Origin of the sequence: Chitinophaga polysaccharea (assembly GCF_902150045.1) — a bacterium.
In the GTDB taxonomy this organism is placed as follows: Bacteria; Bacteroidota; Bacteroidia; order Chitinophagales; family Chitinophagaceae; genus Chitinophaga; species Chitinophaga polysaccharea_A.
This window is the reverse complement of record NZ_CABFVU010000001.1, coordinates 973,969-1,000,881: the sequence shown is the minus strand read 5'-3', so window position 1 is coordinate 1,000,881 and position 26,913 is coordinate 973,969. Positions and strand designations below refer to the sequence as shown.

13 protein-coding genes are annotated in these 26,913 nt (G+C 45.2%); all 13 read left to right on the top strand.

Going from position 1 to position 26,913, the window contains the following annotated elements:
* The first annotated feature begins 24 nt into the window (after positions 1-24).
* The 13 genes from FN124_RS04045 (at position 25) to FN124_RS03985 (ending at position 26,899) form a co-directional block, all read left to right on the top strand.
* Positions 25-339, top strand: coding sequence for a winged helix-turn-helix transcriptional regulator (locus FN124_RS04045; protein WP_142683493.1), 315 nt, complete (start codon positions 25-27; stop codon positions 337-339).
* A gap of 220 nt (positions 340-559) precedes the next feature.
* Positions 560-1,774, top strand: coding sequence for an alginate lyase family protein (locus FN124_RS04040; protein WP_142683492.1), 1,215 nt, complete (start codon positions 560-562; stop codon positions 1,772-1,774).
* A 404-nt stretch (positions 1,775-2,178) separates the two neighbouring features.
* Positions 2,179-6,267: a hybrid sensor histidine kinase/response regulator transcription factor gene (locus FN124_RS04035; RefSeq protein WP_185937080.1), complete on the top strand. Its 4,089-nt coding sequence runs from the start codon at positions 2,179-2,181 to the stop codon at positions 6,265-6,267.
* 128 nt (positions 6,268-6,395) lie between these two features.
* Positions 6,396-9,251, top strand: coding sequence for a TIM-barrel domain-containing protein (locus FN124_RS04030; RefSeq protein WP_142683490.1), 2,856 nt, complete (start codon positions 6,396-6,398; stop codon positions 9,249-9,251).
* 19 nt (positions 9,252-9,270) lie between these two features.
* Complete coding sequence (locus FN124_RS04025; protein WP_142683489.1) at positions 9,271-12,393, top strand: SusC/RagA family TonB-linked outer membrane protein; 3,123 nt, start codon at positions 9,271-9,273, stop codon at positions 12,391-12,393.
* A 17-nt stretch (positions 12,394-12,410) separates the two neighbouring features.
* A complete protein-coding gene (locus tag FN124_RS04020; protein ID WP_142683488.1) occupies positions 12,411-14,003 on the top strand; it encodes a RagB/SusD family nutrient uptake outer membrane protein in 1,593 nt (530 codons plus the stop codon).
* A gap of 608 nt (positions 14,004-14,611) precedes the next feature.
* The gene (locus FN124_RS04015) at positions 14,612-17,770 is read left to right on the top strand and encodes a SusC/RagA family TonB-linked outer membrane protein (RefSeq protein ID WP_221887725.1); all 3,159 of its coding nucleotides are present in this window, start codon (positions 14,612-14,614) and stop codon (positions 17,768-17,770) included.
* Positions 17,771-17,797: 27 nt separating this feature from the next.
* Positions 17,798-19,369: a RagB/SusD family nutrient uptake outer membrane protein gene (locus FN124_RS04010; RefSeq protein WP_142683487.1), complete on the top strand. Its 1,572-nt coding sequence runs from the start codon at positions 17,798-17,800 to the stop codon at positions 19,367-19,369.
* Between the two features lie 22 nt (positions 19,370-19,391).
* Positions 19,392-20,609, top strand: coding sequence for a glycan-binding surface protein (locus FN124_RS04005; protein WP_142683486.1), 1,218 nt, complete (start codon positions 19,392-19,394; stop codon positions 20,607-20,609).
* Between the two features lie 25 nt (positions 20,610-20,634).
* A complete protein-coding gene (locus FN124_RS04000; RefSeq protein ID WP_142683485.1) occupies positions 20,635-22,095 on the top strand; it encodes a cellulase family glycosylhydrolase in 1,461 nt (486 codons plus the stop codon).
* A 64-nt stretch (positions 22,096-22,159) separates the two neighbouring features.
* A complete protein-coding gene (locus FN124_RS03995; protein ID WP_142683484.1) occupies positions 22,160-24,343 on the top strand; it encodes a glycoside hydrolase family 3 C-terminal domain-containing protein in 2,184 nt (727 codons plus the stop codon).
* Between the two features lie 42 nt (positions 24,344-24,385).
* Positions 24,386-25,285 carry an alpha/beta hydrolase gene (locus tag FN124_RS03990; protein WP_221887723.1) on the top strand — a complete coding sequence of 300 codons (900 nt, stop codon included), beginning with the start codon at positions 24,386-24,388 and terminating at the stop codon, positions 25,283-25,285.
* Positions 25,286-25,312: 27 nt separating this feature from the next.
* Positions 25,313-26,899: a GH39 family glycosyl hydrolase gene (locus FN124_RS03985; RefSeq protein ID WP_142683483.1), complete on the top strand. Its 1,587-nt coding sequence runs from the start codon at positions 25,313-25,315 to the stop codon at positions 26,897-26,899.
* Positions 26,900-26,913 lie beyond the last annotated feature (14 nt).

Genomic DNA, 26,913 nt, shown 5'->3' with positions numbered 1-26,913 from the left:
AATCAAACAATAAGTCAGATTAATATGACCACACGCAATAGCACTGCCAACCAGGAAACCTGTCCCGCGCAGGCACTGCTTAAATTGTTATCCGGAAAGTATAAAGCGGAAATTTTCCGTCTTGCTACCGCCGGCCCTGTACGCTTTAGCAGCTTATTGCGCGATATCCCGGAAGCCAACCGGCAATCCATATCGGTAGCCCTGCGTGAGCTGGAGGAGCATGGATTGCTGAAAAAGGACATTATTAAAAACAAGCCGCTTCACATTGAATATCAGCTAAGCCCAAGAGGAGTGGAGGTCATTTCTGTTTTTAAGCAATTGGAAGGATTGATAGGATAACATTATACTAACCCTGGTCCGGCTTTAAGATACTTCACTCCCCCGGCAAAATAAACACCGGAGATCCGCGTTCCCGCCCGGGAGGCCGCGGCACAACAATATGCCATAAAGAAACTTTCAGCTACATGTTTTGTCACACTGTAAAATATCAGCAGGCAACCTGCGTTAATGACTTGCCGTATAATATATTGTCATTTTAACAATTATAATTGGAAAACCTATGAGAACTAAGAGGCTATGCACTGTTGGAGTAATATTTTTATTTTTCGTGGCAGCGGCATGTAAAAAAGAGATGGGCAACGCAGCGGAGAAGCTGGCGTTAAATAATCATGACACTGTTTTTGTGCATCCGGGATTATTGCATAAACAATCGGATTTTGACCGCATGAAAAGTAAAGTGGGCGCAGGAGCAGAGCCCTGGCTGTCGGGCTGGCATCAGCTGACCGCCAATCCGCATAGTGCGCTCAGCTGGCAGCCCCACCCGGCAGATACCGTTTACCGCGGTAGTGATGGTGTTCACAGGGAGAACTGCGCTCAACTATATAATGATATCGCTGCGGCCTATGCCACGGCATTAAGATGGAAGATCTCGGGGGAAGACGTTTATGCCGATAAGTCGATACAGATCATGAATGCGTGGTCGGGCACACTTAAAGGCCTTGGCGGGAATAACGATGTTAACCTGGCTGCGGGGTTATACGGCTATCAGTTTGCGAATGCGGCCGAAATCATGAGGACTTACAAGGGCTGGGCGCCGGCGGACTTTTCCCGGTTTCAGAAAATGATGCGTAACATTTTTTACCCGATGAATCACGCTTTCCTGACAAGGAGGGAGCGGTGTATGAGTCATTTCTATGCCAACTGGGACTTGTGCGTCATGAATTCCATCCTGGCAATAGGCGTGTTATGCGACGACCGGGACCTTTACAATGAGGCCATCAGCTATTTTAAATACGGTGCCGGTAACGGCGCTGTCAGGAATGCCGTTTACTTTATTCATCCGGATGGCCTGGGGCAATGGCAGGAAAGTGGCCGTGACCAGGGGCATACCACCCTTGGCATCGGTTTAATGGGCGCTTTTTGCGAAATGGCCTGGAATCAGAACGACGATATGTATGGTTATGATAATAACCGCTTCCTGAAAGGTGCAGAGTATGTAGCTGCATATAATCTCGGCGACGCTGTGCCCTATAAACCTTACACCAACTGTGTGGGAGTAGTACAGAATGAGATCAGCAGTGGCAGCCGTGGAAATAACCGCCCGGTGTGGGAACTGGTGTACAATCATTATGTAAGCCGCAAAGGGCTGGCTGCTCCCAATTGTGCGCGCTTTGCCCAAAAGGTACGGCCGGAGGGTGGCGGTGGAAATTACGGGCCTAACAGCGGAGGCTATGACCAACTTGGTTATGGAACATTAACCTGCACGCTGAAATAGGAAGAGACCCTGGCTTAAAAAAAGGAGGATGTATCAGATTTGATCGTATACCTGATGAAGAAAATTTCATCTCGGTGTTATCAGGTTATTTTTGATACAACCTCTTATTGGTATAGTTGAACATACCGGATCAGTTGTATAGGTATTGACTATGGCAAACGTTCACTGTAGTTAGGACCGGGATTTAAATACCTGCCGGAGATCCCGTGTCAGCCCGGAATTTGCTGTAATAATATTTATATGTTATTTTGACACTTAAATATGAATATGCTGAATTATGGTATAAAATGTTACAGTGCCCTGGAAATAAGTATCTTTCCGGCAAACATGAATGGAGCGCAGTGCGTGCGGAAAGCACATTGATGCCGGGCGGGCTAAGTTTTTTATACCTAAAACCTACAGTGATGCGTTACCTTTTAGGAGTTGTTTTATTGTTGCAATCAGTTGCAGCTTTATCACAAAGTGTGCATTTTAATTTTTCAAAGTTCAATACCTTTAATGGACTGTCTCATAACCAGGTAAACGCAGTGTTAAAAGACCAGGATGGTTTCCTGTGGTTTGGAACTATTTATGGGCTGAACCGTTATGATGGGTATTCCTGCAGGATATTTCGCAAGGATCACAACGACAGCACTTCTCTGAGGGCTAATAATATCATCAATTTTTACGAGCTGCCCGGCCGGAAAATGTGGGTATCTACCACGGGAGGACCCTGTATCTATAACGCAGATACGGAAAAGTTTGATGCTGACTATGATGGCTATTTATCTTCCATTGGTTTACCTGCAGGTACAATTTCCAATATAGTAAAGGGAAAGGAGGGAAGATACTGGTTCCTTTATGATTACAAGGGACTATATTTATATTCAGCCAATGATAAAGGTGTAAAGCCATTTAATCGGGCGGGAACAGCTTCTCCTGCTGAAAAGATCACCTCCATAAAAGAAACAGCGGATGGAAAGCTATGGCTGGTATATCAGTCAGGATTTTTACAGGAGTATGATATAAGATCGGAGAAAGTTATTTTTTCCAGTACCGCAATACAAAAGCAGCATAAGGGCGTGGATAATCCGTTATCCCTTTTGGTTGACAATGATGGTGACCTGTGGTGCTGGAACTACAATAGTGGCCTCTTCTTTTTCCGTCCGGGGATTAATACTGCTACCCGGATAGGCAAAAATTCGTTTCCTGCAAAGCTGAAATCGGAACTGGTAAGTCAGGTTGTCCAGGACAATAATGGCCTGCTCTGGGTAGGAACAGACCATGGAGGCGTAACCCTGATCGATAAAAAAAATAATTTCAGTTCCAGTTACCTGCTGAATAATCCCAATGACCCCAAGAGCATCAGCCAGAACAGCATCACTGCAATTTATAAAGATGATCAGGGAATCATCTGGCTGGGTACCTACAAGCAAGGCGTAAATTACTACAACAGCAGCATTATCCAGTTCCCCTATTATCATCACGTTGAGGCAGATCCAAAGAGTTTGCAGTTTGACGACGTAAACCGTTTTGTTGAAGACAGGTTGGGTAATATATGGATAGGTACCAATGGAGGAGGGCTGATTTATTTTGACAGGAAAAATAATACTTTCAGGCAATACCTGCACAACCCCAATAATAGCAATAGCCTGAGCAATAATGTGATTGTGAGCCTGTGGATCGACAAGGAAAACATCCTTTGGGTGGGCACTTACCTCGGCGGCCTCGATAGATTTGATGGCAGGAAATTTACAAACTACCGGCATCACGACAATGATTCTTCCAGCCTGGCGCATGATATAGTGTGGGAGATATTTGAGGATAGGGACCGGCAAATGTGGATAGGCACTTTAGGGGCAGGACTGGATCGCTTTGACAGAACAACCAACCGGTTTACGCATTATAGAAGCAGTGGAGGAGGGAATTATGTTTCAGTTGTTATGCAGGATAAAAAAGGTGATTTATGGATCGGTTCAAGTGGAGGGATCACTGTTCTTGGAAAGGATAATACGACTACTACTTATCAGCATATAAACGGGAAGAACAGCCTGAGCGACAATGGTATTTTCTGCCTGCTGGAAGACAGCAAAGGCCGGATTTGGGCAGGAACGAGGGAAGGACTTAATTTGTTTAACAGGCAAACAGGGGAATTTCAGACTTTTACGACATCAGACGGGCTGCTGGACAATATGATATTGGATATCCTGGAAGACGAACATCAAACACTCTGGATTTCCACCCCTAGTGGTTTATGCAACGCAATTCCCAGGCAAAATAATGGCCATATTGGTTTTTCTGTTATTAATTACGATGCCACCAATAACCTGCAGAACCGGGAGTTCAATAATAGAGCCGCACTAAGAACACGGGCAGGTGAATTGATCTTCGGGGGCCCATCAGGGTTTAATATCATCAACCCTGCTTCCATTAAGCAACCTGTAAGACACTCAGCAATCACTTTCACAGGTTTCCAGATACTGGATAAACATATTGAGCCTGGTGAACGGGTTAATAACCGGGTATTGTTAAACCGTGCTTTATCGCAGTTGCAAAGTATTGACCTGAAATATAAGGAGAATGTTTTCTCTATCGACTTTGCTTCTCTCGATTTCTCCCATAGCCCCAATGATAAGTATGCATACATGCTGGAAGGATTTAACACCGGCTGGCTGTATACGGACGATAATCAACGGAGAGCCACCTATACCAATCTCAGCCCGGGCCATTATATTTTCAAAGTAAAAGTAATGGACAGAACAGGAGCCTGGAGTGAAGTAAAGACTTTACAGATCAATATTGAGCCGCCATTCTGGCGAACTCCCATTGCTTACTTTATATATTTGCTGATTGCTGCGGGTCTCTTTTTGCTCATCCGGCGTATTACTTTAGACAGGATCCACATGCGCTTTGAAGTCAGGCAGCAACGTAAAGAGGCGGAAAGGGCTCATGCCCTGGAGCAGTTAAAGACAAAGTTCTTTACCAATGTGAGCCATGAATTCCGTACGCCGTTAAGTCTTATCATAGCGCCATTGGACAGGATCATTAAACATGCAACCGACGATGAACAGATAGCACAATTGAATCTGGTACAACGGAATGCCAAACGTCTTTTGAACCTGGTAAACCAGCTGCTTGATTTCAGGAAGATGGAAGTACAGGAGATAAAGCTGCATCCTGCCGTAGGAGATATTATCAGTTTTTGCAGGGAAACCTGTCTTTCTTTCACCGATATTGCGGAGAAGAAGAAAATCCTGTTTTCATTCTCAAGTAACATTGATCACCTGGAAATTTATTTTGATAAGGACAAAATAGAGAAAATTTTATTTAACCTGCTGTCTAACGCGTTTAAGTATACATATGATAATGGAAATATAAGTGTCAAAATGACATATAACGCGCCGGGTACATATGACACAGATGGAACGCTGGCCATCAGCATAAGCGATTCGGGTATCGGTATCCCGGCAGATCAGCATGGGAAGATATTCGAACGCTTTTTTCAGACAGAAGTGCCGGATAGCATGGTGAACCAGGGTACAGGTATAGGTTTAGCCATCACAAAAGAGTTTGTGAAATTGCATAATGGTACCATCACTGTAGAAAGTGAGCCGGATAAGGGAACCTGTTTTACGGTACTGCTCCCTGCAAAAAGGATGCATGTTCCGCCCCGTCCTGTAACTCATCCAACACCTGTGGATGAAGGAGAACAAATAATAGTGGAGGAAGGGAAAAAGAGTTCCGGCAGGAAAGTAATAATGATAGTGGAAGACAATGAGGATTTGCGCTTTTATCTGAAAGACAATTTAAAGGAGCAGTATCATGTTGAGGAAGCTACTAACGGAAAGGAAGGCTGGGAGAAAATAAAGCGGCTGAATCCCGATCTCGTGGTAAGCGACATTATGATGCCGTTGATGGATGGGGTTGAACTGGCCGGAAAAATTAAGTCGGAAATGCTCACCGCGCATATCCCTGTTATTTTACTTACCGCCATAGGCAGCGAGGAGAAGCAACTGGAGGGATTGAAAGCAGGAGCCAATGATTACATTACAAAACCCTTCACCTTTGAGATCCTGGCTTCCCGTATTAATAACCTGCTGGCACAGCAACAGTTATTGAAAAAAAGATTTAAGAAGCAGATAGAGGTCAATCCGGAAGAGGTGACCATAACGCCTGTAGACGAAAAATTCCTGAAGCAGGCAATGGAGATAATTGAAAAGCAAATGGATAACCCGGATTTTTCGGTAGATGAATTTAGCAGGGAGATGTTTATGAGCCGGGTGACCTTATATAGAAAGATCAATTCCCTCACCGGCAAATCGCCGTTGGATTTTATCCGGTCCATCCGTTTGAAAAGAGCGGCTCAGTTATTAGATAAAAGTGGAATGTCTATATCAGAAGTAACCTACCAGGTAGGGTTTAATAATCCCAAGGTATTCCGTAAACTTTTTAAGGATGAATTCGGAATGACACCTTCCGACTATGCAGCAAATCTCAGGAAGAAAACCTCATAGCCACCCCTTGCCGGCATTATAGGTGGTAATATTCATTCATTTGTAACATTTGAATCCTGTTGTTGAATCATTTGAGCCCCTGTCCTTTTGTAGTGTAGCAGTAGTTTTACAGCAACTAATCCACGTGTATGAAATTGCGATCGTTGCTACTGGGTATGCTAACCTTTGTATTATTAAATAAGTTGGTAGCTGTACCGCCATCCTATATTACTTTCCCCAACGGGGTAATGATTTTCACAGATTCTCTTAATACGGGTTCTCCGCATGCCGTTAAGCTGGAAGTGATAGCAGATAATATTATAAGGGTGATTGCGGCGCCGGGTAAAGAAATAGCAACCGGAAACAGCCTGGTCACCGTGTATGACAAGAGGCCGGGACTTACCTGGGATATCATCCCGTCTAAAGAGAACCTGGTGCTCAGGACCAAAAAACTGGTTGCTACAGTCAACCGTAAAACCGGTGCTGTTACTTTCACAGACCTGGCAGGCAAAAAAATATTGGCTGAAAAGCAACCGTTCGGAAGAAATTTTCAATCGGCCGTATTTGACGGCAAGCGGTATTATACGCTTACACAAACATTTCAGGCCACAGCCGGAGAGGCGTGGTACGGACTTGGTCAGCACCAGGATGGTGTTATGAATTACCGGGGGCAGCAGGTTACCTTCTTCCAGAATAATACCGAGGTAGCCGTTCCTTTTTTGATCTCCAATAAAAACTATGGTATCCTGTGGGATAATTATTCCCTGACCAGGGCAGGCGACGTCAGGCCGCTTCATCCACTTTCTTCCATGCAGATTTTTTCGAAAAAAGGCGAACCGGGATGGCTCACTGCCAGTTATGCCAACGATTTGAATAAACCGCAGGAGATAAGTGTTGAAAGAGCTGAGACCAGTATTAATATGGAGTTCCTTGGAGAGTCGAAGATCCAGCTGCCACGGGAATTTACACCTGCCACCGGTATGGTTACCTGGGAAGGTATGCTTTCCAGTAACCTGGAGGGTGTTCACCAGTTCAGGTTTGTTTATGGCGGTTCCCTGAAAGTATGGCTGAATGGAAAACTGGTGCTGGATCGCTGGAGAAAGGCCTGGAACCCGGCGTCTGCGGTAATTCGCTGGGATTTCGCAAAAGGGGCAAAGGTGCCTGTGAAAATTTTATGGATACCCGAAGGAGGTGAATCTTATCTCTCTTTAAAATGGCAGGAGCCGTTGAGCGAAGAACAACAAAACAGCTTTGGCTTTTGCTCCGAAGCGGGTAAACAGGTTGATTATTATTTTGTGTACGGTAATAATATGGATGAGGTCATCTCCGGTTACAGAACGCTTACAGGTAAAGCGCCTATTGTACCAAAATGGGCATTGGGCTTCTGGCAAAGCAGGGAGAGATACAAAACGCAGGAAGAAATAGTTACTACTATAGACGAATTCCGGAAAAGGAAGATCCCCATTGATAACATCGTGCTCGACTGGAGCTATTGGAAGGAAGCCGAATGGGGCAGCCAGGAATTTGACGAAAAACGTTTCCCGTCTCCCGATAGTATGATTGATTTGTTGCATAAAAAATACAACGCCCAGATCATGATATCGGTATGGCCCAAATTCTATGATGGGATATCCACCTATAAGGAGTTTGACAAAAACGGCTGGCTCTATAAAAGAAATATTGCGGATCAGCAAAGAGACTGGATAGGTAAAGGATATATTTCTACTTTTTACGATGCTTTCAATAAATCTGCCAGGAAAGGATTCTGGGATCTGATCAATAAAAAGATTTACAGTAAGGGAATTGACGCATGGTGGATGGACGCCAGTGAGCCGGATATCCTTTCCAATGTAAACCCCGAGAGAAGAAAGCTGCAGATGACGCCAACAGCTTTAGGCAGCGCAGCAGAGTTCCTGAATGCTTATCCATTGCAGAATGCAAAAGGGATTTATGAAGGGCAGCGCTCCACAGATCCTGATAAAAGGGTTTTCCTGCTAACACGTTCCGGCTTTGCGGGCTCACAACGTTATGCTGCAGCCATATGGAGCGGGGATATTGGTTCCACCTGGGTGGATATGAAGGCGCAAATAGCTGCAGGCATTAATTTCTCTATGTCGGGGCTTCCGTATTGGACCATGGATATAGGTGGTTTTGTGGTGCCGGGGAAGTTTGAAAAACCCGATAGCGAAAGCAGGGAAGAATGGAGGGAGCTGATGACCCGCTGGTCGCAGTTTGGGGCATTTGTTCCTTTGTTCCGTTCGCATGGGCAGTTCCCATATCGGGAGGTATTTAACACTGCACCGGAGGATCATCCTGCCTATAAAAGCTTTCTCTATTATGACAAACTGCGTTACCGTTTGCTGCCTTATATCTATTCGCTGGCAGGATGGGCATATCACGACGACTATACCATTATGCGCGGCCTGCCGATGGACTTTTCAAAAGATACTGCAGTATTAAACATCGCGGATCAATATATGTTTGGTCCTGCTCTCCTGGTAAACCCGGTTTATAACTACAGGCAAGCCGAGCGTAGGCTGTATCTGCCGGAGTGCGCAGGGTGGTATGATCTTTACTCAGGAAAATGGTACGCGGGCGGGCAAAGCATTACTGCCGCTGCTCCATATGAACGCATGCCTTTATTCGTGAAAGCCGGATCTATAGTCCCTTTCGGCCCAGAATTACAGTACACCGCCGAAAAACAGGCGGATACCATCACCTTAAACATTTATACCGGCGCCGATGCATCTTTTAATCTTTATGAAGATGAGGGAACCAATTACAATTATGAAAAAGGCGCTTTTTCCATTATCCCGATAAAGTATAGCGAAGGAACCGCAACAGTTACTATAGGGGACCGGAAAGGCTCATATAGCAATATGTTAGCCAAAAGAACATTCCGTATTAATATGATAACGCCAAGTAAAGCCATGCACCTTGATCCTGGTACAACATGCGATAAAGAAGTAGTGTATGAAGGAAAGTATATAACTATAAAAAAGTAGCCAATTTAAATCCACACGTATGAACTCAGCCAGATTTATTCGCTTGCGAATATTATTGCTATGGGGTATTATTTTACTGTTTGCCCATAGTAAAAGCACTTTTGCTCAAACTGCGAAAGTAAGTGGGACAATAACCAGCCAGACCACTGCCTCGCCGGTTCTGGGAGCCTCAGTCACTGTAAAAAGCACTCATGTCTCTACTGTTGCTGATGAAGCCGGCAAGTTTACTATTGCGGCATCCATCGGTGATGTACTTGTAATTTCTTCAGTTGGGTTTATTCAAAAGGAAGTAAAAGTTACATCCTCTGAATTGAAAATTCAGTTGCAGGATGCCGAAACCCAATTGGAAAACGTAGTGGTGATTGGATACGGGGTACAGAAGAAAAAGCTTGTAACGGGCGCCAATGTGCAGGTGAAGGGCGCGGATATTCAGAAACAGAATACGACCAATGCCCTGCAGGCATTACAGGGACAGGCTCCCGGCGTACAGCTCACCACTTATTCAGGACAGCCTGGAGCTGGTATGAATGTGATTATCCGTGGTAAAGGTACTGTTGGTAATTTTGGGCCTTTATATATTGTGGATGGTGTTCAGACCAGTGATATTTCCTACCTGAACCCCGCTGATATAGCATCAATAGATATTTTGAAAGATGCAGCTTCCGCCGCCATTTATGGCTCTCAGGCAGCGAATGGTGTTATACTGGTTACCACCAGAACAGGAAAAAACAATCAGAAGCCACAGGTAACCCTGGATGCTTTCTATGGTTTACAGAATGTAGCGCGTAAAGCAAAATTGCTGAATGCAAAAGAGTATGCCACCATCATCAATGAAGCGGCTACCAACTCCGGCAAAGCGCCCTACTTCAGCGACGAGGTAGTAAACAATCTTCCGGTAAATACCAACTGGATGGATCAGATGTTTAAAAGTAACGTACCTACTCAAAACTATGTATTAGGAGTACAGGGAGGCGGAGCTAACTCCACTTATTCTATGTCTCTTGGATATACCAGCCAGGGAGGTATTGTTGGTGGGTCTGATATTTCTTATTTCGACCGTTATAATTTCAGAATAAACTCTGAACATAATTTATATGAGAATATTGTTAAGATAGGAGAACATCTTACGTTCAATTATCAAAACAGTCATGGGATTTTGGTAGATGGGCAATACAATAACACTTTACGTAGTGCTTTCGGTGTTAGCCCCTTTTTGCCTATGTATGACGATGCCGGTAATTATTACCCCAGCGACAGAAAAGGCTGGTATCCCGGAAAGCCCGACCAGTCATGGAATAACGGAGAAGCCAATCCCTATGCTGTAATGGATTATACCACGAGGAACAGGAACAGCAGCCAGGGGTTATTTGGGGATGTGTACCTGCAGGTAGAACCCATTAAAGGGCTTAAGTTCCGGTCAAGCCTCGGTTTAAATTATTATTCAAACCAAAGTCATGGCTATACGCCGGTGTATCACCTCTCTATTTATTCATTTAATGACACCGCTAAAGTGACCCAGTCTATGGGTAATGGACGGACGATTCAGTTTGATAATTTACTCAGTTATGATTTCAATGTGCACGCAGATCATCATTTTAGTGTAATGGTGGGTAGTTCTTCGCTGAAACAACAAACGGTGGCTATGAACGGCAGCAACTGGGATCTGCGTATTGCCGATATGCAACACGCTTATTTATCTGTTGCCCAGAATGTGACCAGGGGTGCACCTTATATGAGTGTTGGAGGAGGTCCAACTGCAAGCGCGCTCATGTCTTATTTCGGAAGATTCCAGTATGATTTCCAGGAGAAGTATTTACTGAATGTCACTTTCAGGGGAGACGGATCATCGAGGTTTGCGCCGGATAAACGTTGGGGCTATTTCCCTTCCGTGTCTGCAGGATGGGTAGTTACCAGGGAAAACTTCATGCAGGATGTTCACTGGCTTGATTTCCTCAAGATACGTGGTAGCTGGGGACAAGTGGGAAATCAGAATGTGGATGCTTACCAGTTTTTATCGCCTATCAGTTTCGCCAATGCGGGTTACATCTTCGGACCTGTTGAAGGGGTAAATACACAGGGTGCTTATCCCAGCCGCATTGCCAATCCTAATGTAAAATGGGAAACTTCAGAACAAACCAATATAGGCTTTGACGCTACGGTATTACAGCGCCTGAATGTGACTTTTGAGTATTATGTCAAAAAAACAAAAGACTGGTTAATCAGAGTCCCCATCCTGGCTACTGCCGGAGCTGATGCGCCTCTTATTAATGGTGGTGATGTGAAAAATACGGGTGTTGAACTGAGCCTTAGCTATAGCAATAGTATCGGTAAAGACTTTAATTACAGTATTGGTGTAAATGGTGCGTATAACAGAAACAGAATAGGAAATATACCTACCAACGATCATGTGATCCATGGCAATACCAATTCACTGTATGCCAATGCGGGCGAGTTTTACCGTGCCGCAAACGGAGAACCTGTTGGTTACTTCTGGGGATACAAAACTGCCGGTCTTTTCCAGACAGAAGATGAAGTACAGGCTTATAAAGGTAAAACAGGAGCGCCTATTCAACCTAATGCCAAGCCTGGCGATGTTCGTTATGTTGATTTAAATGGAGACGGCGTTATTGATGCCAGCGACAAAACAAAAATCGGAGATCCTAATCCTGATTTGACATTTGGGTTTAATATAACCCTTGGCTGGAAAGGTTTTGATTTCTCCGTACAGGCATCCGGTGTATCAGGTAATCAACTGGTGCAGTCATGGAGAAGCCCGGGCGGTTTTGCCAATTACTCCACTGAGATCCTTGGTCGCTGGCATGGTGCGGGAACATCTAATAGAATTCCGAGAGTAACGGAAGATGGTGTCAACTGGGCCCAGTTCTCCGACCTGTATATTTACGACGGTAAATTTCTTCGTATCAACAATATTACGCTAGGCTATGATTTTTCCAGATTGGCAAAGAAAAGTTACCTGGGTAAATTGAGAGTTTATGCGTCTGTACAAAATGCCTTCACCTTTACCAAATATAATGGCATGGACCCTGAGGTAGGATATAATGAAGGTTTTTCATCCGGAGTGGATGTAGGTTATTATCCCCGGCCCAGAACTTTTATGGTAGGCGCAAATATCCGTTTTTAATTTAAAATGAATTGGCGATGAAAAACTTAAAATCTTATATACTGGTTACCGCATTGTTATCATTGATGGCCTGTAAAAAGAGCTTTCTGGATACGGAAGACGTGACCTCTGCTACTGAGCAGAACTTTTACAAAACACCGAATGATGCCTGGAAAGCGCAGGTAGGTATTTATGATGGATTACAACGTGTATGGTCCGGTGGGGTAGCCTTTCCTGTTGCCTCCACCATCATGTCTGATGAGGCGTTTGGCGCTACAGGCAATGCTGATGGCTTCGGCTATCAGATGATGGATGAATTTGACAAGCTCCGTTCTCCTTCCGACCAGGATATGTTTGGTGATTCATGGAGCCTTTACTATAAGGCTATTTACCGCGCCAACATGCTGTTGTCGCACCTCGACGGGATAGATTGGCAGGGGAATACCAGTTTGCGCAATACCTATGAAGCGGAAACAAGATTTATCCGTGCCTATTGTTACTTTGATATGGTAAGGTTGTGGGGTAATGTTCCATTGATCACCAAGCCTACCACTGATAATGTGCCACAGGCCAATCCGGACGATGTTTACAAACTGATTACCGACGACCTGAAATTTGCGGCCGCTAACCTGGCAGCCACCAGTTATGGCAGCCAGGACCCTTCCACCCGCGGACGGGTAACCAAATGGGCCGCTGAGGCACTGATTGGCCGCGTGTTCCTGTACTACACCGGCTATTATAATAAACCGGACCTGGTAGGAGCCGTGTCAAAAGCACAGGCCCTGGCTTACCTGGAGGATGTTATTAATAACGGCGGATTTGGTTTGGTCGACAAATTTGCCAACTTATGGCCCGCAGCTTCGCTGAATAGCTATGTAGGGGAGGATAATAAAGAAACCATATTTGCTATCAAGTATACCTATACGAGCGACTGGAACGGAAATGTAGATGGTAACACCTGGATGGTAATGTATGGCATCCGTATTCAAAGTATTTATCCATACGGAATGGGCTGGGGAGGCGCCACGGTGAATCCAAAGCTCTGGAATGCCTATGCTCCGGGCGATAGCCGCAGAAATGCTTCTATCATCTCTATAAAGGATGAAAAGCTTGATTTTCAGAATATAAAAGATCAGCGGGAGTATACAGGCTACAACATTAAAAAATATACCCCTATGGCAGATGAGGCAGGGAGAAGCCTGGCGGAAAAAATGGGCGGAGCGAGTTTTATGATCAGCCAGTTCCAGGATTATGTGTCTATCCGCTATGCCGATGTATTGTTAATGGCAGCTGAATTGGGCGCTGCCGGTGCGCAAACTTACTTTGACGATGTTCGCAAAAGGGCATTTGGTGCTGCTTTTGTGCAAATCCCGGTAAATAAGGAAAATATTATGAACGAAAGAAGACTGGAATTCGCCGCAGAAGGCGTCCGTTACTGGGATTTGCTTCGCCAGGGTATAAATGTTGCCGCAGCGGCCATTGCCGAGTCTACAACGGTTCAAAATGGAGGCGTAAATACCACCAAAACCATTTTAGCCTCGAAGATCGTGGAAACAAAAGGCCTGGTGCAGGTACCATATTCCCAGATTACTTTATCTAATAATGTATTGAAACAAAACGCCGGGTGGTAAGATCCCCCTGTTTCCCTTAAAATCCTCCATTCTAATAATATAATATAGATCAGGAAAGCCGGTTTGGGAGAAATTGCCGATGTTGGATGAATGCAAACATGACGCTTCCGGCTTTCCTGATTTTTAATAACCGGGCGTTATTTCTATAACGCGTAACCGGGAAAACGATAATCTCTATACAGGCAGCGATCAGGGTATCTGAAGAATGACAGGCTATTTGTAACATTTGGCGCCCCTAGTTGAATCAACCAGGCCCCATGAATGAGCTGCTATAACTATAGCTTTACAACATTTAATCCACGTATATGAAACTACAATTACAACCACTTCACATGCCAGCCTATACCCATTTTAGGAAGTTGGCAGGCCATTCTGTCCATAGGATAGAACACGGCCGTCCTTTTACCGTTATGATGTCTTTACCATTTCACTCACCTCAAAAGTACATTTTATAGTTATCAGGTCATATTTAATAAATGGAGAATAAGACCAGCTCTTGAAAGAATTGCCGCTTTAATAGCCTGGCTCCCGTTATGAATGTACTGGCCTAATGAAATGTCATCTCCGCCTATCGGGGATAATCATCCACACAAGTAAAAAATTATCAAATGAAGTCAACCAAAATGATTCGCTCGCGAATACTGCCGCTATTGGGTATCCTTTTGGGGTTCCTTTCCAGCGCAAGCCTTTCTGCACAAACAATAAAAATAGCCGGTAGGGTCATCAATAAAAGCAATTCTTCTGCCATCCCCGGGGCAACCGTTACCTTAAAAAACACCAATCGCTTTGTTATTACCGACGAAGCGGGCAAATTTACCATTGATGCTTCTCTGGGGAACACCCTGGTAATTACCATAATAGGCTATCAGAAAAAAGAAGTAGTGATAAACAAAGCCACCCCTATCGAAATAGCGCTGACGGAAAATATTTCGCAGCTGGGAGATGTGGTGGTGATTGGCTATGGTAAGGTAAGACGCCCTGATGTAACTGGCGCTATCTCTTCTGTTTCCGGTGATGAACTCCGTAAAACGCAACCGGTGACCTTTGACCAGGCCCTGCAGGGAAAAGTTCCCGGGCTGGTAGCCCAGCAAATATCTGGTCAGCCCGGCGGAGCGGTGTCTGTACAGATCCGCGGCCTGTCTTCTTTTGGAGGCGGCTCGCCTATGTACGTTATCGACGGGATTATTATTGGCGGTACTGCCACATTGGGCGCCGGTGTGAATCCACTGGCAGGGATCAACCCGTCTGAAATTGAATCCGTTGACGTATTGAAAGATGCTTCTGCAACGGCCATTTATGGTTCCCAGGCCACCAACGGCGTAATAGTGATAACCACCAAGCGGGGTCAGATCGCTCCGCCCAGCATTACTTACGACATGTACACCGGCTACCAGCAGATACCTAAAAAATTGCCCCTGATGAACCTGAGAGAATATGCCTCTTTTATAAACGACAGGAACACCGGATTGGGATGGGGATTTGATACCCGCCCGGAATTCGCGAATCCCAAGTACCTTGGTGATGGCACCGACTGGCAGAAAGAGCTTTTCAGAAATGCCCCGATGTCCAGTCACACGCTCACTATCAGCGGGGGAGATGTCAGAACCCAATACCTGCTGTCGGGTTCCTATTTCAACCAGGAAGGTATAGCCCTCGGCTCCAACTTTCGCAGGATGTCATTAAGACTGAATCTTGACAATAAAACGACCAATTGGTTAAAGATCGGTACCAGCCTGCAATTGGTTAACATAAAAGAAAGTGTGAATTCTACCAGTTCCAACGTAATTAATACGGCATTAAGTCAGACACCGGATATAGCGGTGAAAAATGAAGATGGCAGCTGGGGTGGCGCCTATAATCCGAATGGATGGGTGAATAGCACTGTAAATCCCTATGCCATCGCCCTTATTAATAAAGATGAGGTAAAGAGGAACCAGCTTTTTGGAAATTTATATGCTGAAATTGCATTTACCAAAGACCTGACCCTTCGGAACGAGCTAACAGGAAGTTTTTCGATGGCTACAGAAGACCGGTTTAATCCCTCCTATACCTTTGGGCTGGTAAAAAACACTACCAACAGCGCATCTTATAATTTTTCCCAAAACCTGTATAGTACCATAAGGAATTTCCTGACCTATGCGCATTTGTTTAAAAACAAGTACAATGTAAATGTGTTGCTGGGCCACGAAGCACAATTGGGAACCAATGAAAATTCTTCTGCAGGCAGAACTAATTTCCCTTCCAATAATGTACAGGTGATCAGCAGCGGGGATCCAACCACCGCCACCAACGCCGGCAGTAAAGGACAAAATGCCCAGGAATCATACTTTGGCCGCTTAAACTTTGGCCTCAATGATAAATACCTGTTCACCGCCAATGTCAGGGCAGATGGCTCCTCTAAGTTTGCTCCTGAGAACCGCTGGGTAACTACCTACTCAGGCGCCTTTGCCTGGAAATTAAATAATGAAGAGCTCCTGAAGCAGGTTAAGGCACTGAATGAGTTAAAGCTGCGGCTGGGCTATGGTTTAACAAATAACCAGAATATCCGGGATTACGCCTATACATCAACGCTGGCTACCGTAGCTACCGGGCTAACAGGTATCGCACAGCTCACCCAGAATGTGGGTAATCCATATGTACAATGGGAAAAAACAAAGTATGCGAATATAGGACTGGACGGTACGCTCTTTAACTGGAGAATAAATTTCTCTGTGGATTTCTATAATCGTAAAACGGATGGACTGGTGCTGCAGATCCCTTTACCCCTGTATTCCGGTACGTCTATTGGCTACGCGCCGGGTGCACTGGATGCGCCTTACGTGAATGTGGGCACAGTTAACAACAAGGGCTTTGATTTTAGGATCAGTTCTACCAATATTAAAGGGAAAAATTTCACCTGGAAAACTGATGTAACAGTTTCGCGCAATATCAATGAAGTATTGAAGCTTAATACTGATGGCGCTTCGCTGGACAGGCAATATAGCAAAACCGTTGTGGGCAGGTCTATTGGAGAATTTTACGGGTATGTGATCGATGGAGGAGTATTTGCGACACCAGAGGACTTCAAGACACACGCTTTGCCAACTAAAAATGGCGTGCCTTTACCTGTAGGGGCTGCCGGTGGAAGCATCTGGTACGGGGATCTGAAATTCAAGGATTTTAATGGCGACGGCGTAATTGATGAACATGATCAAACGTTTTTGGGTTCCCCCATACCTAAATACCAGCTTGGTTTCAACAATACCTTCTCGTATAAAAATTTTGACCTGAATATATTTTTTGCCGCCAACGTTGGCAATAAAGTATATAACCAGCTTCGTATAAATGGTGAATATCCTGGTACCAGTTATGGATATCTCAGGTCATTAATGGACTATGCGAAACTTACATTAATTGATCCGAACGGAAGCGCTACTGATATTAATAATATAAAGGTGACCAACCCGGAAACCAGGATTGTGGGAATAAGAAATGATAATACCAATGATAATAACCGGAACTCTGATAAGTTCGTGGAAAATGGATCTTTTTTAAGATGTAAGAATATTTCTTTAGGATATACGCTTCCCGAAAGCCTGATTTCAAAGGCCAGTATTAAGTACCTGAGAGTTTATGTCAATGTTTCAAATGCTTTCATCATTACCAACTACAAGGGAATGGATCCTGAGATCGGATCATGGGATCCGCTGAGCGCCGGTGTGGATGGCGGCTATTATCCGCAGCCCCGTGTGTTTACCGTTGGAGCCAGCATTAAATTGAATAAATAAAATATTCATCTGTTAATATCAATAGTTATGAGATCAATATTGGATAAAATAATTGTGTTCCTGTTTATAATAATAGCAATGACAGGATGCTCCAAAAGTTTTTTGGACCGTCCGCCATTGTCACAAATAAGTGCCGATAATTTTTATAAAAGCACTAATGATCTGAGGCTGGCAACGGCAGCGCTGTATGCCGGCAGCCCCTGGGCCGACTGGAACTATAACTGCTATTTGCCTGTTGGAGATGTGCTGAGTGGAAATATGGCGGTAGGTTACTGGGGAGATGCGGTACAATTGAATACTTTTACCGTTACCGGTATGAATGGGATTATGATCGCCAACTGGAAGTCGATGTATAAAGTTATCGCGCATTGTAATGTTACCATTATTGCCATCCAGCAAAAAGCGCCTGATACAATTCCCGATAAGGACAAGAATGCTGCAATTGCTGAAGCCCGGTTCATACGCGGGTTTGCCTATTATAACCTCGCAGTGCATTGGGGCGCTGTTCCTGTGATTGAAGATAACAGCAAGTTGATTATCACTCCCCTGGTTAACCGTATAAAAACGGAAGACGTATATAAATTTGCGATCAATGACCTGACATTTGCAGCCAATCATCTTCCCGCTGCAGACGTTAGAGGAAGAGTAACTACCTGGTCCGCACAGGGTATGCTGGCAAAGGTTTATTTGACAGCCGCGGGGTTGAACCAGCAGGGCACCAGGAACCAACAATTCCTTGATAGCGCTGCAAAATATGCAGGAAATGTGTGTAAGAACAGCGGGCTGGCGTTGGTAGATAATTATGCAGATATTTTTAAAACCCAGTTTAATGATAATCCTGAGTCGCTGTTTGCATTGCAATGGGCTCCGGGCGGCGCCTGGCTGGAAGGCAATATGCTGCAGATCTACTCCACGAGCCCCGAAATATCTGCCAATGGCTCGGCCGGCTGGTTTGGCATAGGGCCAACAGTGGATATGTACAAGTTATACGCTACAAGAGATTCAATAAGGCGTAAAGCTACGTTTATGATCAACGGCGACTATTATCCTGAACTGAATGCCGCCGGCGGTGGATTTAAATATACCGGCTCATGCGCGCTGAAAAAACATATTATCGGTACCAACAAGGATAACAGCGCTCCCACCATGACTCAAACCTCTTCCACGGAGCACAATGCGTTACTAAGACTGGCGGATGTTTATCTTCTGTATGCGGAGGCCATACTGGGTAACAATGGTTCCACAAGCGATGCTGATGCCCTTTTATATTTTAATAAAGTTCGCACGAGGGCAGGAATGCTCCCGGCTCCTAAAATAGATGCCGATAGCGTGCTGCTTGAAAGAAGAATTGAGCTGGCAGCAGAAGGCCAGTATTGGACTGACCTGGTGAGGTTATCTTATTATAATCCCACAAAAGCAATCAATAAATTAAAAGGCGAAGCGCGTGTGACCTTTACGTTGACAGACGGTGTTTTAACACCTGCCAGTCCATACGGGGTGATCACTCCTCCCACTATCCAGAGCTTTACTTTCCCAATACCTTCTTCTGAGGTGACTGCTAATCCAAAACTGCAGGAACCCCCGGTATCATATTATTAAAAAAAACTAAAACTATTATACCGTGAATAAAGTAACATTCCACCAAATATATAGAGGCTGGCCGCTTTTTGTGCTCGCGATGATTTTTACCTGTATACAATCTGCCTGTAAGAAGGATGTAACAACAGGAGCCCCGGAGATAACAAGCGTTAGAAATTACGCAGCGTCTCCTGCAGACACCCTTGTCAGCACTATCATTACCGGCCAGCGGGTAGTGTTGATAGGGCACAATTTAAAGGATGCAGTGCAGATATCCTTTAATGGCGTACCGGCTTCCATCAACAGCGTATTGTTTTCCGATACCAGCGCTACAGTGCAGGTACCTGCTGTGATACCATTTCCATCGGTACCTGCGGAAAGCCTTAACACCATTCGCTATGTTACCCGGCAGGGGGCCACTACTTTTACATTCAGCATTGCTGCGCCACCGCCGTCCATCACCGCTGTTTCCAATGAAAATGCCAAAGAAGGTGATTCCGTGTACATCTCCGGGCTGAATTTATTTTTTATAAGTGAACTTTCCTTTGCCGGTACAGCGATCACCCATTTTTCGGAAGCTACTGATGGTACCTCTGTCGGATTTGTACTGCCTGCGCTTACCCAAAGCGGGCCGGTGGTGGTCAACACCAAATCCGGGATTGCTACCACTCCTTATAATGTGAATGACGACAAAACAGGTGTGCTCTGCAATTTTGATGATATCAACACCTTTAGCTGGGGCACCAACACCGATAACAGCAGCGTCGCTTTCCCGGGAAACAGGGGCTACTATGCAGTGTTGAAAAACGACGTATTGCCGGCAGGTGATGGTAACTGGTGGAATGGAGGACGGAGCATAAACACCAATGATGTTCAGTGGATCCCTACTGATAGTTTAGGCGTTTCCATTGATGATTATGCTTTGAAGTTTGAGATCAATGTTCCGGCTGCATGGAGCGGTACTTCTATTTATGTAGTAAAAGGTTACGCATTTGATTACCTGGCCCGGTACGAACCCTGGCAAGGCACTAATGGTACTGTTACTCCTTTTACTACAAAAGGCTGGCGTACTGTAACGATTCCTTTATCGCTGTTCAGAACCAATGATGGTAAAGGCACGGCAGCTGCAGACCTGACCACTTTATTGGGAGCCACTGCCACCGGTGCTGTAAATATCCAGACCAAAAACTTTTCCGGCTCTCCTTCAGCTTCCGGTTTACAGGCCGCTGTTGATAATATCAGGGTGGTGAAAATTAAGTAGCATCAATAACTTTTAACCCGATTATATGAATGTGAGAATCAGCAGAAGGTATGTAATTATAGGCCTTCTCCTTTTTGCCATGACGGCTGTGTGTTGTAGTAAGAAGAGCACTGTTACACCAGAGTTGTCAGTTTCTTTATCAGAAATTATTTTCCAGCCCGAGGGAGGCGCTACGGACGTTTCTATTGCGAGTAATGTAAACTGGAGCGTCAGCAATCCGGCTGCCGCCTGGCTGCAGGTAAGCCAGACAAGTGGTAATAGTGGAAAGGCAGCTGTCAGGGTAACCACCGTACCTAATAACACCGGCGCAAGCCGGTCGGCGGTGTTGATGATCAACGCCGGAAGCAGCCAGGTACGCAGGATTAATATACAACAGTCGGGCAGTTTATACCCGGGCTACAATATATCACCGGCGCCGGCAGATGCAAGCGGTATGGGAAGCAATGCCGTGCAGCTGGCGGCAAAATTCAAACTGGGCTGGAATATCGGAAATACTTTGGAAGCTATTGGTGGAGAAACTGCCTGGGGAAATCCCCTGATCAGTGAAAGCTATATCCAGGCCGTAAAACAGCAGGGATTTAATGCCATCCGCCTGCCTTGCGCATGGAACCAGTATTCAGACAAAGCTACTGCCAAGATCCAGGACGACTGGCTAAACCGCGTAAAACAGGTAGTGCAGTATTGCGTGAATAACGACATGTATGTTCTGCTCAATATCCACTGGGACGGCGGCTGGCTGGAGAACAATATCAGCAAAGCAAAGCAGGATTCTGTCAACGCGAAACAAAAAGCATTCTGGGAACAGATTGCCACCAAAATGCGTGATTTTGATGAGCACCTGATGTTTGGCAGCGCCAACGAACCCGCAGTGGAAACCCAGGAACAGATGGACGTGCTGGCCAGCTATCATCAAACCTTCGTTAATGCAGTCCGCTCCACCGGCGGCCGTAATAGTTACCGGGTACTGGTGGTGCAGGGCCCATCAACGAATATTGAAAAAAGTAATGACTGGATGAATACACTTCCTGCGGATAAAGTGAAAGACCGTATGATGGTGGAGGTACACTATTACTCTCCTCCCCAGTTCTGTATACTGATGGACGGCGATGCATCCTGGGGCAAAATGTTCTACTACTGGGGAGCCGGCCATCATTCTACCATTGAGCCGGAACGAAATGCTACCTGGGGTGAGGAAAGCGAGGTGGATAAATCTATGAGTCTTATGAAAACGAAATTCACCGGTAAACAGATCCCTGTTATATTAGGTGAATACGGTACTTATCGGCGCGGAAACAGCAGGTACGTGCCCAAGGATCTGGCCACTCACAATGATGCCGTTGATTATTGGCTGACGTACGTGACCAGGCAGGCAATTGCCAATGGTATGAAGCCCTTTTACTGGGACACCGGTGGCGCGCTGGACAGGCGTAATAATACAGTGCTTGATCAACGCACTATGAATGCACTCAGGGCAGGTGGTAACTAACTTTACAATTCTTCCTGTTAAAGAGCGGTTTAAGCGTAATAAAAGAATTTGAAACCTGATGGAAATGAAAAGAATAGTAAGGCAACTGGTGCTGGCGCTTACCGGCCTGTTGATAGGAGGTATGGCCAGCGCACAGTTGCCGGTAAATGACAGTAAGTGGGAAGAAAAGATCCGTTCCCTGGTACGCAGGATGACCCTGGCAGAAAAGGTTAGCCTGCTGCATGGAAATTCAAAGTTTTATGTATCAGGAGTAGAGAGATTGGGTATACCGGAGTGGGCATTGAGCGATGGCCCGCATGGGGTGCGTGCGGAAATAAACCGGAACGACTGGGCTTATGCCGGGTGGACCAACGACTCCGCTACCTGCTTTCCGCCGGGAACTGCACTGGCGGCTACCTGGAATCCTAAGCTGGCTTATGAGCGTGGGATTGTATTGGGAGAAGAGGCCCGTTACCGGAAAAAGGACATCTTACTGGGACCGGGCATCAACATTATCCGTTCGCCGCTTTGTGGAAGGAATTTTGAGTACATGAGCGAGGATCCGTTGCTTATTTCAAAAATGTCTGTTGCCTATATCAGGGCGTTGCAGTTGAAAGATGTGGCCGCAAGCGTGAAACATTGGCTGGCCAATAACCAGGAAACACATAGAGATTCCGTTGATGTGCACATGAGTGAGCGCGCCTTGCGGGAAATTTACCTGCCGGGATTTAAAGCATCAATAACGGAAGGCGGCGCCTACACGGTAATGGCGGCGTACAATAAATTCAGGGGCGACTGGTGTTCTGAAAATGAATACCTGAACAGGGAAATCCTTCGTAAAGAGTTTGGTTTTAAAGGGGTATTGATGACCGACTGGGCAGCAGCACATTCCACTGTAAAAGCGGCATTAACCGGGCTTGACCTGGAAATGGGAACGGATAAGAAAGACTACAATGAATGGTACTTTGCCGATCCATTGATCAGTGCTGTAAAGGAGGGAAAGGTTCCCGTTGCGGTTATTGATGAAAAGGTAGCGAACATATTGCGGGTGATGATGGCGACAAAAATGTTTGATGAAGGAAAACGGGAAAAGGGAAAAATGAATACGCCGCAACATCAACAGGCAGCATATAACGATGCCGTTGAAGCAGCAGTATTGTTACAGAATAATGGAAATATACTTCCGGTTGATTTCAAAAAAATAAAGTCGGTTGCCATTATCGGCGATAATGCTACGCGCAGGCATTGCGATGGAGGGCTTAGCTCTGAAATAAAGGCGCTGTACGAAATTACGCCACTGGAGGCTATCCGGAAAAAATTCGGAGCTGATGTGAAGATTAATTTTGCCCAGGGATATGAAAAGCAATCCTCTTTTAAAGAAGGCAGCAGTACCGGTCAGACAAACGTTAATAAGGTTGATTGGAAATTAATTGACGAAGCTGTTAAAGTGGCAAAAGAATCGGAAGTGGTGATCGTTTTTGGAGGATTAAATCATGATTTTGATACGGAATCTTCTGATAAGCAGAATATGGACCTGCCTTATGGGCAGGATGTATTGATCCGTGAAGTAGCAAAGGCTAATCCAAATACCGTGGTGGTTATTATAGCCGGATCACCGGTAAAATTATCAGGCATTGTTCAACGGGTGCCTGCAATATTATGGTCCTGGTTTGGCGGGATGGAAGCAGGCAATGCGGTGGCTGACCTGTTGAGTGGTAAAGTGAGCCCTTCGGGTAAGTTGCCATTTACATTGCCTGTATCACTGGACCAGTCGCCTGCGCACGCATTGGGTAATTTCCCGGGAAGAGATCTTAGTGTAAATTATGAAGAAGATATTTTAGTAGGATATCGTTGGTTTGATACAAAGAAGATTGTTCCTCAGTTTCCATTTGGATACGGGCTCTCCTATACCGGGTTTTCAATCAGTAATTTTTCTGCAGACAAAACCAGTTATGGTAAGGATGAAACTATTCATGCAAAATGCACGATAACAAATACAGGTTCCAGGGAAGGTGCAGAAGTGGTGCAGTTGTATGTAAGTGATCCGCAGTGTTCCGTGTTTCGCCCTGAAAAAGAATTGAAGGCTTTTGAAAAAGTTTTTCTTCAGCCTGGCGAAACGAAAACGGTTGAACTGGTGGTAAAAGTTGCTGATCTGGCATTTTATGATGAGGCAAAGAAGTCCTGGAATGTAGAAGCAGGTGATTTTGTATTACATATTGGAAATTCATCCCGCAGTATTTCATCCTCTGTGAATATCCTGGTGAAGTGAGATTAAATACCAAAGATCGCATAGAACATTATAAAAAATAAAATGAGTAACAGGTATTTATTTATTTCGATCCTATTTATTATTGCCAGCCATATCTGCCTGGCGCAAACAGATAAGGTTTCCGTTAAGGCGGATACGGTACCTACTTTTCCTGATCCGCCTGCCGGGTTTAATGTGCAGCGTAGTAATGTGCCCCACGGGAAATTAACAGTGGTTCAGTACGAATCCAAAACGCTTGGGAAGCTCCGGGAAATGAGCGTATATACGCCTCCCGGGTATTCCCCGGATAAGAAATATCCTGTGTTGTACCTGTTGCATGGTTTGGGGGCAGATTACCGTCAATGGATTGAATGGTGCCAGGCAGATAACATTGCAGACAACCTCATTGCAGAGGGCAAAATCCAGCCTGTAGTGATGGTTTTTCCCAACTGCGATACCAGGCTTACTGTAACAGATACATCGTCTGCCAGCCGTTCAGGAAGAGCAGATAATTTTGAAGGATACAGAAAACCATTTGAGGATGACCTGTTGAAAGATATAATTCCCTACATCGATTCGCATTACTCCACTATCAGTAACAGCGAACACCGTGCATTGGCGGGTTTGTCCATGGGCGGCGGGCAATCATTGAATATAGGCTTGCATCACCTGGAAACATTTGCCTATATAGGTGGATTTTCTTCTGCACCCAATACCAATAAATTTGGTGGGATGTATACGGATGTTCAATTTGTTCCGGATATTAAAGCTGCCCGGGAAAAGCTGAAACTGTTATGGATAGGATGCGGCAACAAAGACGGCCTTTTCCGGATCAGTGAAAAGGCCCATCAGTACCTTAGTGAAACTGGCATTCCACATGTCTGGAATGTAGATACTAACGGGCACGATAATACTGAGTGGGACCGTAACCTGTACCTGTTTTTCCAGCAGGTTTTTAAATAGTTATAAGAAAGATAAAAATAGCAGAAGATGAAAGTTCTCCTTTTTTTGTTGATCCTGCTTTCTGCGATGGCAGAAGCATTGGTTGCACAAAGAATAAAGCAAACAGTTATCCCTGAACGGATCATCAATATTGACTTCAGTAAAACAGCCGGTAAGCTCAATACCATGTTTAATGAATGCGTTGGTGCAGGCCGTGCCAACGAAGGGCTTCGGGCCGACTGGCAACAACAGCTTTCTTATGTAAGAAAGGAATGCGGTTTCAGGTATATCCGTATGCATGGCCTTTTAACAGACGACATGGCTGTATATACTGAAGACCGTAAGGGAAACCCAGTTTATAACTATATGTACATTGATGCTTTATTCGACTTTTTGCAAAGCATTGGAATGAAACCCTTCGTAGAACTGGGCTTTATGCCTTCCGCGCTGGCCAGCGGGTCTAAAACAATTTTCTGGTGGAGGGGCAACGTGACTCCACCAAAAGATTATGAAAAGTGGGGAGCATTGGTAAAGGATCTTACCCGGCATTTTACAGAACGTTATGGCGCCGATGAAGTAAAGACCTGGTATTTTGAAGTTTGGAATGAACCTAACCTGGATGGATTCTGGGCAGGGAGCCAGAGCGACTATTTCAAATTGTATACTTACAGCGCCAGGGCGATTAAGAGCATAAACCCCTCTTACCGTGTAGGAGGGCCGGGAACTGCGGGAGCCGCCTGGGAGCCTGAAATGATTGCCTATTGTGAGAAGAATAATGTACCTATAGATTTCATCAGCACTCACGCCTATGGGGTGAAGCAGGGATACCTCGACGAATTTGGTAACTCGGGTACCGTACTCGATAAAGATCCTATGAGCGTAAGTGGCGATGTGATTCAATCACGGAAAGAGATTGCCGGTTCCGCTATGCCTCATCTGGAGCTTCATTATACCGAATGGAGCGCTTCTTATACTCCGGCTGATCCTATCCACGACAGCTATCATGAAGCCGCCTATGTGCTGCAAAAAATTAAACAGGCAGGCAAAGCTGCCAATTCAATGTCTTATTGGGTTTTTACTGATATTTTTGAAGAGCCAGGTCCCCGTTTCACGCCTTTTCACGGAGGCTTTGGCATGCTGAATACGCAGGGTATTAACAAACCGGTATTTTATGCGTACCAGTTTTTGAACAGGCTGGGGAACACGGAGTTGGTAAATACCGATTCTACTTCCTGGATATGCAGGGATTCCGCAGGAAATATTCAGGCGTTGGTCTGGGATTTTACCAATACGCATCCGGGCGACTCAGTGCACAACCAGCAATACTATATTCGTGACCTCCCTTCCAGATCAAAAGGAAAGCTGAAGGTCAATATTGTAAATGTTCCCCACGGTACCTATGCTCTTGAAATTTATAAAGTAGGATACCATATTAACGACGCTTATTCCACCTATCTCTCCATGGGAAAACCGGCACAACTTACCAGGCAGGAAGTAGAACAAATAAAGAAGCAAAACGATGGTTCGCCGGTTACCAGGGAAATTGTTACTGTAAATGCTGATGGCTCCTTTGCACGGGAGCTGGAGCTCCGTGAGAACGATGTTTTCTTTTTGAATATTATCAGATTGCAGTGATGCCGGTTATGTAG

Excerpts from the sequence above, each read along its gene's own strand:
- FN124_RS04045 (WP_142683493.1), top strand. The coding sequence starts at position 25 with ATGACCACACGCAATAGCACTGCCAACCAGGAAACCTGTCCCGCGCAG.
- FN124_RS04040 (WP_142683492.1), top strand. The coding sequence starts at position 560 with ATGAGAACTAAGAGGCTATGCACTGTTGGAGTAATATTTTTATTTTTC.
- FN124_RS04035 (WP_185937080.1), top strand. The coding sequence starts at position 2,179 with ATGCGTTACCTTTTAGGAGTTGTTTTATTGTTGCAATCAGTTGCAGCT.
- FN124_RS04030 (WP_142683490.1), top strand. The coding sequence starts at position 6,396 with ATGAAATTGCGATCGTTGCTACTGGGTATGCTAACCTTTGTATTATTA.
- FN124_RS04025 (WP_142683489.1), top strand. The coding sequence starts at position 9,271 with ATGAACTCAGCCAGATTTATTCGCTTGCGAATATTATTGCTATGGGGT.
- FN124_RS04020 (WP_142683488.1), top strand. The coding sequence starts at position 12,411 with ATGAAAAACTTAAAATCTTATATACTGGTTACCGCATTGTTATCATTG.
- FN124_RS04015 (WP_221887725.1), top strand. The coding sequence starts at position 14,612 with ATGAAGTCAACCAAAATGATTCGCTCGCGAATACTGCCGCTATTGGGT.
- FN124_RS04010 (WP_142683487.1), top strand. The coding sequence starts at position 17,798 with ATGAGATCAATATTGGATAAAATAATTGTGTTCCTGTTTATAATAATA.
- FN124_RS04000 (WP_142683485.1), top strand. The coding sequence starts at position 20,635 with ATGAATGTGAGAATCAGCAGAAGGTATGTAATTATAGGCCTTCTCCTT.
- FN124_RS03995 (WP_142683484.1), top strand. The coding sequence starts at position 22,160 with ATGAAAAGAATAGTAAGGCAACTGGTGCTGGCGCTTACCGGCCTGTTG.
- FN124_RS03990 (WP_221887723.1), top strand. The coding sequence starts at position 24,386 with ATGAGTAACAGGTATTTATTTATTTCGATCCTATTTATTATTGCCAGC.
- FN124_RS03985 (WP_142683483.1), top strand. The coding sequence starts at position 25,313 with ATGAAAGTTCTCCTTTTTTTGTTGATCCTGCTTTCTGCGATGGCAGAA.